Source organism: Stenotrophomonas sp. YJH_SMC_106-19 (genome assembly GCF_059368375.1).
Genome location: NZ_JCAFRQ010000001.1, coordinates 1681711 through 1689902 on the forward strand (window position 1 = coordinate 1681711; position 8192 = coordinate 1689902).

Genomic DNA, 8192 nt, shown 5'->3' on the forward strand with positions numbered 1-8192 from the left:
GGCCGACCTGCGGGGCATTCCGTACCCGGGAGGAGCAGGCAGATGGAACATCGGCTGCCGGCGGGCACGCCCGGCGAGCCCGGCGCGGTACCGCTGCCGTGGGGCCGCCTGCTGTTTGAACAGGTCTCGGCCGCACTGCTGGCCGATGGCCTGGTGGCCGGGCAGGACCGCGAGCGCGTGCGGTTTTCCGCGCAGGGCGCCCGCAACGCCAGTGAAGTCCATCCGCTGGTACTGCTGTCCAACCTCAAGCTTGCCGCCAGCGATGGCGGCGAACTGACCCTGGAACGCCTCACCGAGTGGCTGGCGCGGCGCACCGGCACCCGCTACCTGCGCATCGACCCGACCCGCGTCGATGTGGCGGCGGTCACGGCCCTGGTTTCGCACGCCTATGCGCGCCGCCATCGCTTCCTGCCACTGGCGGTGGACGCCGAACGCGTGCTGGTGGCGACCAGCGAACCGCTGGTACAGGAATGGCGCCGCGACCTGCAGCACCTGACCCGCCGCCGCATCGAGCTGGCCGTGGTCAATCCGCTGGACCTGCACCGCTACACCATGGAGTTCTACGGCGTCACGCGCTCGGTGCGTGGCGCACGCGGCGACGTGCGCGGCGAGGTGAACACCGCCCTGCCCAGCTTCGAGCAGCTGGTCGAGCTCGGCCGCACCGGCGACGTCAATGCCGACGACCAGCACATCGTGCACATCGTCGACTGGCTGCTGCAGTACGCCTATGAGCAGCGTGCGTCGGACATCCACCTGGAACCGCGCCGCGAGATGGGCCGCATGCGGTTCCGCATCGATGGCGTGCTGCACAAGGTGTTCGAGGTGCCACCGGCGGTGATGACCGCCGTGGTCAGCCGCATCAAGGTGCTGGGCCGCATGGACCTGGCCGAGCGTCGCCGGCCGCAGGATGGCCGCATCAAGACCCGGTCACCGGGTGGGCGCGAGGTGGAAATGCGCCTGTCGACCATGCCCACAGCGTTCGGCGAGAAGTGCGTGATGCGCATCTTCGACCCGGATGCGGCGTTCAAGAGCATCGACCAGCTGGGTTTCAGCCCGCAGGAGGCTGCCGGCTGGAACGCCCTGGTCGAGCGTCCGCACGGCATCGTGCTGGTGACCGGCCCGACCGGCTCCGGCAAGACCACCACCCTGTACTCCACGCTCAAGCGCCTGGCCACCCCGGACGTGAACGTGTGCACGGTGGAGGATCCGATCGAGATGATCGCGCCGGAGTTCAACCAGATGCAGGTGCAGACCAACATCGACCTGGACTTCGCCAGCGGCGTACGCACCCTGCTGCGGCAGGATCCGGACATCATCATGATCGGCGAGATCCGCGACCTGGAAACCGCGCAGATGGCGGTACAGGCGTCGCTGACGGGCCATCTGGTGCTGTCCACCCTGCACACCAACGACGCCCCCTCGGCCATCACCCGCCTGCTCGACCTGGGCGTGCCGCATTACCTGCTGGCCTCCACCGTCAACGGCATCCTCGCCCAGCGCCTGGTGCGCACCCTGTGCCCGCACTGCAAGCAGCCGCATACGCTCGGTGCCGCCGATTGGGCGGTACTGGCTGATAGCCATGCCGCATATCCAGATGCCGCCACGCCCTGTCGGCCGGTCGGTTGCCTGGAGTGCCGGCGCACCGGTTTCCTCGGCCGCATCGGCCTGTATGAGTTGCTGCCATTGGGTTCGCGGCTTCGCGCGCAGATCCGCGCCGACATGGATCTGGCCGGTTTCAGCCGTGCCGCCCGTGCCGAGGGCCTGCGAACCCTGCGCCAGGCGGGGCTTGAAAAGGTGGCGCAGGGGCTGACTACAATCGAGGAAGTCCTGTCTGTCCTGCCGCCCCCGGATGAACCCAGCGCCCTTCCTGATTCTTGAAACCGGCCGTCCAGTGCCCTCGCTGCGTCGTTATGGGCGTTTCCCGCACTGGATCCGCGTCGCCGCCGGCCTGGAAGAACACGAGACGGTGGTGGTCGATGTCGAGCACGGCGGCGTCCTGCCCGACCCGCGCGCGTTCGCCGGGGTGATGGTGACCGGCTCGGCCGCCTTCGTCACCGACCACGCCGACTGGAGCGAGCGCAGCGCGGCGTGGCTGCGGCAGGCCGCCCACGATGACGTGCCGGTGTTCGGCATCTGCTACGGGCACCAGCTGCTGGCGCATGCGCTGGGCGGCGAAGTGGCCTACAACCCGGCCGGACGCGAGTCGGGCACCATTGAACTGGAGCTGCAGCCGCAGGCAGCACAGGACCCCCTGTTCCAGGGGCTGCCACAGCATTTCGCGGCACACGCGACCCATCTGCAGACCGTACTGCGTGCCCCCGAGGGGGCCGCCGTGCTGGCACGGTCGCCGCAGGATGGCTGCCATGCCTTCCGCTGGGGCCGGCAGGCGTGGGGCGTGCAGTTCCATCCCGAGTTCGCCACCCACCACATGCGCGGCTACGTGCGTGCGCGGGCTGACTGCATCGGCCGCCATGGTGGCTGTGCCCGCAGCATCGAGCGCGCGGTCAGCGCCGCCCCCCTGGCCCGGCAGCTGCTGCGCCGTTTCGTCCGCCAGGCACGGCAGTCTTCAGCCCAGCCGGCGGCAAAACAGGGATAATCGGCGGCGCGGGTACTGCCCGCTCCCCTTCTGTCCTCTCCGGATGTCCATGAAAGAGATTCGCAAGCTGCCGGCCTCGGCGGGCGCCCAGTGGTTGCTGGATACGTTCTCCCTGTACCGGCGTGCACCGCTGCAGCTGGCGCGGATCGGCCTGACCTGGATGCTGGTCAGCTGGGTGGTCACCCTGCTGTCCACCCTGGTACCCGGCGCGCTCGGTCTGGCCGTGCAGCTGATGACCCTGGCCGTCTCGCCGATCATGTTCGGCGGCATGCTGTACGCCATGGGCGAGATCGACGACGGCCGGCCCGGCCTGGTGACCCACCTGCTGCAGCCGATCCGTGACCACCGCGTCAGCCACCTGCTGGTGCCGCTGGCGATCCAGGTGCTGGTGGTCCTGCTGCTGGGCGTGCTGCTGTACCTGATGATCGGTCGCGAAGGCTTCGCCGCCTTCAGCGACGTCATGGCACGGATGGAAGAGATCGCCCGCAGCAACCAGCAGGTCAGCCCCGAAGCCGCCGCCGAACTGGTCGCCCAGCTGCCAGCCACGCGCATCGCACTGTGGATGCTGCTGGTGTTCGTGACCGCCATCGCCCTGACCCTGGCGATGTTCACCCAGCCAGCGCTGGTGGTGTTCGACAAGCAGAGCGGCATGCACGCGCTGCGCCTGAGCCTGCAGGGCTGCATCGAGAACATCGCGGCGATGGCGGTGTTCGCTGTGCTCGGCGTGATCGCCGCCTTCTGCGGCTACATCCTGTTCGTGATCGTGATCCAGATCTCGATGCTGCTGGGGGGGCAGATGGTTGCCGTGTTCATCGCACAGCTGCTGCTGACCACCGTGGTGATGCCGCTGTACGTCGGCGCGGTGTATGCCGCCTGGAAGCAGATGTTCGTGCACCGTGGCAGCCGTGGCGCTCCGCCGGTTCCGGCCACCCCGCCGGCGAACGACGTCTTCCACGCCTGAGCACGCCCAACGGTAGCGCCGGGCCATGCCCGGCGCTGCCGCATCACGCGGCGGGCTTCTTCACCACCGAGGACGGCACCAGCCACCGCGCGGCATGGATGCCCAATTCGTACAGCAGGCACATCGGGATCGCCAGCATCAGCTGCGAGACCACGTCAGGCGGCGTCAGCACGGCCGCCACCACGAAGATGCCCACGATCGCGTAGCCACGGCCCTCCTTGAACTGCTGCGGCGTCACCCATCCCAGCAGTACCAGGATCACCATCGCCACCGGCAGCTCGAAGCTGCCACCGAAGGCGAAGAAGATCGCCAGCACGAAATCCAGGTAGGCGTTGGCATCCGGAGTGATCGCGATCACATCGGGGCTGAAGGTGGTGAGGAAGTGGAACACCGCCGGCAACACCAGGAAATACGCGAAGGCGCAACCGGTGTAGAAAAGCAGCACCGACGACACCAGCAGGGGCACCGCCAGGCGTTTTTCGCGGGCATACAGTCCCGGCGCGACGAAGGCCCACAACTGGTACAGCAGCCACGGCACCGCCACGAACAGCGCGACGAAGAAGGTCAGCTTCAACGGAGCGAAGAAGGCGCCGGCCGGGTTGGTGGCGATCATCGTCTGGCCGTTCGGCAGCTGCGAGACCAGCGGTTCGGCCAGCGCGTTGTACAACTTCTGGGTAAAGGGCAGCAGTGCCAGCAGCACCACGCCCAGGCCCAGCAGCGCACGCACCAGGCGGCCGCGAAGCTCCACCAGATGCTCAACCAGCGAGCTCTCGCCGAAATCCTGTTCGCTCATCGGCCGCGCTCCTCGCTCTGCGACGCTGGCACCGGACGGGTGTCGTCTACATCCGCTGCGGATGCAGCGGACGCCCCGCCGGCATCGGCCGCAGTGCCGTCGCCCATGGACGCGGGAGGTGCAGCCTGCTGTGCCTGGCTGACATGCGGCGGCAGGTCCGCCGGCGCCGGTGCCCGCGTCTCCTGCGCCAGCGCATCACCCTGCTGCTGTGCCTGCGCGGCTTCGCGACGGATCGCCTCGCCGCTGGCACGCAACTGGTTCTCGGTGTCCTGCATGCCCTGCCGCACGTCCTGCATCTGCCGCTTGATCTCTTCGGCCTGCAGTTCGCGCTCCAGTTCCTGTTTCACCGAGTCCCACTGATTGCGGGCACGACGGACCCACAGGCCGGCAAAACGGGCCGCCTTGGGCAGACGCTCGGGACCGAGCACCACCAGGGCGACCACCGCAATGACCAGCAGTTCGCTGAAGCCGATATCAAACACCGCGACCGCTCCGGATCAGCGTGCGTTGCGGTCGTGCTCGTCCTGCGCGGTGCGCGAGGCGTCCTGGCTGCGCGTCTCATCGCCCAGCTGCGCGTTCGGCTTGTCCTCGTCGCGCATGCCCTTCTTGAATTCCTTGACCGCCGAACCGAGGTCCTTGGCGCCGCTGGTCAGACGCTTGGTGCCGAACACCAGCAGGACGATGGCCAGCACGACCAACCAATGCCAGATGCTGAAACTGCCCATAAAGACGCTCGTTACGTTAGTGATCAGGCTGTCGAGCATAGCGCACCGGCCGTTAGCCGGCGCGCGTGACGAAAGTCAGTTCCCGCCCAGCGTCTCCGTGCGGATTTCGCCTTCATTGACCGGCTGGAAGCCCTGCTGCTGTGGCGGCGGGTTCTGCGGCACGTTCTGCAGGGGCGCTGTGGTGGCTTCCGCCGGGACCGCCGGGGCTGCCTGAACAGGCGGCGGTGCGACCGTCGGCGCCGGAGCCGGACGCGAGGCCGTGCCACCATTGCCACCGCGGTTGTTGCGCGCGGCATAGGTCGCCTCCTCCAGGCGATCACGGAAGGCGACCACATCCATCGACGGCGCACCTGCTGCCCGGCCCTCGAAGATCATCCGCGGCGTGGTGTTGCTGCCATAGGCGTCAAGGTTGGCGGCATCGTCGATCTGCAGCACCGCACCGTCCAGGGCGACGCCGGCGAACAGGCCACGCGCACGCGACCACGACCAGATTTCGGCCTTGAGCTGGCCGTCGGTGGCCGCGGCCGCATTGCGGCCGACCGGACCGGCCGCCACACCGGCATCGGCGCCCAGGGTGAACTTGCCGTTGACCAGGTTGTCCAGGCTGCGGTCGTTGCGGAACACCAGCACCACGTCCGACGACTGCACGCCGGCCTGGAAGCCAATGCTGCCGCCGGTGAGCTTGACGAAGACCGGGTTGGACCACGCGCCGTTGGGCATGCGGACCGACATCAGGCCATGCCCACGGCGGCCACCGATGACCAGGCCTGCCTTGATCGTGTCGGGAATGACGATGACCGCGCGGCCTTCGTCGAGCAGTTTGTCCGGAATCCCCTGTTCAGGGATTTCCTGGATTTCAGCCAGCACACGCACCGCGTTGCGGGCGCGCTGGTCTTCCTGCGGCCCGGCCATGGCCTGGCTGGACAGCAGGCTGGCGGCGATCAGCAGGGCTTGGATCGGGCGACGCATGGCAGGCTCCAGAAGTCAGTCCATAGGAAGATATAGCAAGTGACTGAAATTAGTAGTGTTGTGATGAATCGGCAATGAGCGTCATCGGTCCCGCATCGGAGATGACTATGCCTGCGATGCAGATCCTGCATCCCGATACAGCGGCAGATCGGCGACAATGAGCCCCATGCTCGACGCACCCGATACCGCCGTGCTGGCGGTCAACCTAGGCACGCCCGAGACGCCGACGGCCCCCGCCGTACGCCGTTACCTGGCTGAGTTCCTGTCCGACCCGCGCGTGGTGTCGATTCCGGCGCTGCTGTGGCAGCCGCTGCTGCGCGGCCTGATCCTGCCATTGCGCAGCGGCCGCTCGGCCGCCAAGTACGCCCAGGTCTGGCTGCCCGAGGGCTCGCCGCTGATGGTCCATACCCGGCGGCTGGCGCAGGCCATGCAAGCTCTGCTGCCGACCCTGCGCGTGCGCCATGCGATGCGCTATGGAGAACCCGCATTGACCGCGGAACTGGACCGGCTGGCGGCGGAAGGCGTGCGGCGCATCGTCGTGCTGCCGCTCTATCCCCAGTATTCGACCACCACCACCGCATCGGTGGAGGATCGTGTCGATGCCTGGCAGCGCAGGAATCCGGGCATCACGGTCAGCCTGGTACAGGACTACTCGGTCGACCCGGACTGGGTCGCAGCCGTGGCAGCCTCCATCCAGCGCTACTGGCAGGCGCATGGCCGTGGCCAGATGTTGATGTTCTCCTTCCACGGCATTCCACAGCGCCTGGCCGATGGCGGTGATCCCTATCCGCAGCGCTGCGAGGCCAGTGCGGAGGCGATCGCCAATGCGCTGGGCCTGGAACGGAGCGAGTGGCAGCTCGGCTACCAGTCGCGTTTCGGGCGCGAGCGCTGGTTGCAGCCGTATGCCGAACCCAGCCTGTGGGCGCTGGCCGAGGCCGGCGTGAAGCAGATCGACGTGGTCTGTCCCGGCTTTGCCACCGACTGCCTGGAAACGCTGGAAGAAGTCGAGATGGGATTCACTGAAACCCTCGCCGAACGCGGCGCACGGATGCGTTACATCCCCTGCCTCAACGATGGATCCGAGCACGCGCGTGCCTTGGCACGGCTGGCCGTGGCCTCGCTGGCATGAGCCTGCAGGGGTTCGAACTCGAGGTCGGCGGCGCGCGCGTGGCCGGCCTGCGCAATCACGGGGAGGGCCCGCGTGTGCTGGCCCTGCATGGGTGGTTGGATAACGCCGCCAGCTTCGTGCCACTCGCGCCGCATCTGCCCCATCTGGATCTGGTGGCCATCGACCTGCCTGGCCATGGCCACAGCGCCCATCTCCCGGCCGGCGCCAGCTACACCACCGCTGCCGCGATCTGCCACGTCCTTGACGTGGCCGACGCGCTGGGCTGGGAGCGCTTCAGCCTGCTCGGCCATTCGATGGGTGCGGGCATCGCCAGCCTGACGGCGGCGGTCAGTGACCGCATTGAACGCCTGGTCGCCATCGAAGCGCTGGGCGGCCTGCGGGGACCGGAAGAGGACACCGCGGATCGGCTGCGTGAGCATGTGACTGCCACGCGCGCGCTATCGCGCAAGCAGCTCAGGGTCTTCCCCGATCTTGCCGCGCCAATCCGCGCGCGGATGATGACCAACCAGCTCAGCGAAGGCTGCGCGCGCCTGCTGGTCGAGCGCGGGGTCGAGCCTGTGGAGGGCGGCTATCGCTGGTGCAGCGATCCGCGCCTGATGCTGCCCACCGCCATCCGGCTCAGCGAGGGCCAGATCGACAACCTGCTGCAGGCCATCGCCTGCCCTACGCAGGTGATCTACGCGACTCCCGCGCAGTCGTACTATCCCGAGCCGATGCGCAGCGAGCGACTGCAGCACCTGCGCGACGTGCGCCTGGCCGTGTTTCCGGGCAACCATCACCTGCATATGGAAGCGCCCGCCCAGATCGCGGCAGTGATCCAGCCGTTCCTGGGACACGGCAACGCCGGCTGAAACATCGGCTGCTGAAACGCACAAAGAAAAACCCCGCTGCGTGAGCAGCGGGGTTTTGGGTATAAACCCTGGCGATGACCTACTCTCGCATGGCTTGAGCCACACTACCATCGGCGCAGCTGCGTTTCACTTCCGAGTTCGGGATGGGATCGGGTGGTTCCACAGCGC

9 protein-coding genes and 1 rRNA gene are annotated in these 8192 nt (G+C 67.8%); 5 read left to right on the forward strand and 5 right to left on the reverse strand.

Going from position 1 to position 8192, the window contains the following annotated elements:
• Positions 1–42 precede the first annotated feature (42 nt).
• Genes AC5P5M_RS07520 through AC5P5M_RS07530 form a run of 3 tightly spaced genes read left to right on the forward strand, consistent with a single transcriptional unit; the run spans position 43 to position 3557 of the window.
• On the forward strand, positions 43–1878 hold the full coding sequence (locus AC5P5M_RS07520) for a GspE/PulE family protein (RefSeq protein WP_053517687.1): 1836 nt from the start codon (positions 43–45) through the stop codon (positions 1876–1878).
• Positions 1850–2596: a glutamine amidotransferase gene (locus tag AC5P5M_RS07525; RefSeq protein ID WP_053517686.1), complete on the forward strand. Its 747-nt coding sequence runs from the start codon at positions 1850–1852 to the stop codon at positions 2594–2596. The genes AC5P5M_RS07520 and AC5P5M_RS07525 overlap by 29 nt, the downstream gene beginning before the upstream one ends.
• Positions 2597–2645: 49 nt before the next feature.
• A complete protein-coding gene (locus AC5P5M_RS07530) occupies positions 2646–3557 on the forward strand; it encodes a BPSS1780 family membrane protein (RefSeq protein WP_065181401.1) in 912 nt (303 codons plus the stop codon).
• A 43-nt stretch (positions 3558–3600) separates the two neighbouring features.
• Here the strand turns inward: AC5P5M_RS07530 and tatC are convergent, their stop codons facing one another.
• The 4 genes from tatC to AC5P5M_RS07550 form a co-directional block, all read right to left on the reverse strand.
• Positions 3601–4350: a twin-arginine translocase subunit TatC gene (gene tatC, locus AC5P5M_RS07535; protein WP_010482410.1), complete on the reverse strand. Its 750-nt coding sequence runs from the start codon at positions 4348–4350 to the stop codon at positions 3601–3603.
• Positions 4347–4832 (reverse strand): Sec-independent protein translocase protein TatB, encoded by a 486-nt coding sequence (gene tatB / locus AC5P5M_RS07540; RefSeq protein WP_065181400.1) that lies wholly within the window; start codon positions 4830–4832, stop codon positions 4347–4349. The genes tatC and tatB overlap by 4 nt, the downstream gene beginning before the upstream one ends.
• 15 nt (positions 4833–4847) lie before the next feature.
• Positions 4848–5075, reverse strand: a complete 228-nt coding sequence (tatA, locus tag AC5P5M_RS07545; RefSeq protein ID WP_053517682.1) for a Sec-independent protein translocase subunit TatA — start codon at positions 5073–5075, stop codon at positions 4848–4850.
• Positions 5076–5150: 75 nt separating this feature from the next.
• Positions 5151–6044 carry a lipid-binding SYLF domain-containing protein gene (locus AC5P5M_RS07550; RefSeq protein WP_053517681.1) on the reverse strand — a complete coding sequence of 298 codons (894 nt, stop codon included), beginning with the start codon at positions 6042–6044 and terminating at the stop codon, positions 5151–5153.
• Positions 6045–6210: 166 nt separating this feature from the next.
• Here AC5P5M_RS07550 and hemH point away from each other — a divergent pair, with 166 nt between their 5' ends.
• Both hemH and AC5P5M_RS07560 read left to right on the forward strand, forming a co-directional pair.
• The gene (gene hemH / locus AC5P5M_RS07555; RefSeq protein ID WP_495205712.1) at positions 6211–7173 is read left to right on the forward strand and encodes a ferrochelatase; all 963 of its coding nucleotides are present in this window, start codon (positions 6211–6213) and stop codon (positions 7171–7173) included.
• Positions 7170–8024, forward strand: coding sequence for an alpha/beta fold hydrolase (locus AC5P5M_RS07560; RefSeq protein WP_495205713.1), 855 nt, complete (start codon positions 7170–7172; stop codon positions 8022–8024). Before hemH ends, AC5P5M_RS07560 begins: the two co-directional genes overlap by 4 nt.
• Before the next feature lie 66 nt (positions 8025–8090).
• Here AC5P5M_RS07560 and rrf read toward each other — a convergent pair.
• Positions 8091–8192: ribosomal RNA gene (gene rrf / locus AC5P5M_RS07565) — 5S ribosomal RNA — on the reverse strand; the annotation flags it as partial.

What these genes read in the sequence shown, in the direction of transcription:
- AC5P5M_RS07550 (WP_053517681.1), bottom strand. Translation starts at nt 6,044, where the DNA reads ATGCGTCGCCCGATCCAAGCCCTGCTGATCGCCGCCAGCCTGCTGTCC.
- AC5P5M_RS07560 (WP_495205713.1), top strand. Translation starts at nt 7,170, where the DNA reads ATGAGCCTGCAGGGGTTCGAACTCGAGGTCGGCGGCGCGCGCGTGGCC.
- tatA (WP_053517682.1), bottom strand. Translation starts at nt 5,075, where the DNA reads ATGGGCAGTTTCAGCATCTGGCATTGGTTGGTCGTGCTGGCCATCGTC.
- AC5P5M_RS07525 (WP_053517686.1), top strand. Translation starts at nt 1,850, where the DNA reads ATGAACCCAGCGCCCTTCCTGATTCTTGAAACCGGCCGTCCAGTGCCC.
- AC5P5M_RS07530 (WP_065181401.1), top strand. Translation starts at nt 2,646, where the DNA reads ATGAAAGAGATTCGCAAGCTGCCGGCCTCGGCGGGCGCCCAGTGGTTG.
- hemH (WP_495205712.1), top strand. Translation starts at nt 6,211, where the DNA reads ATGCTCGACGCACCCGATACCGCCGTGCTGGCGGTCAACCTAGGCACG.
- AC5P5M_RS07520 (WP_053517687.1), top strand. Translation starts at nt 43, where the DNA reads ATGGAACATCGGCTGCCGGCGGGCACGCCCGGCGAGCCCGGCGCGGTA.
- tatC (WP_010482410.1), bottom strand. Translation starts at nt 4,350, where the DNA reads ATGAGCGAACAGGATTTCGGCGAGAGCTCGCTGGTTGAGCATCTGGTG.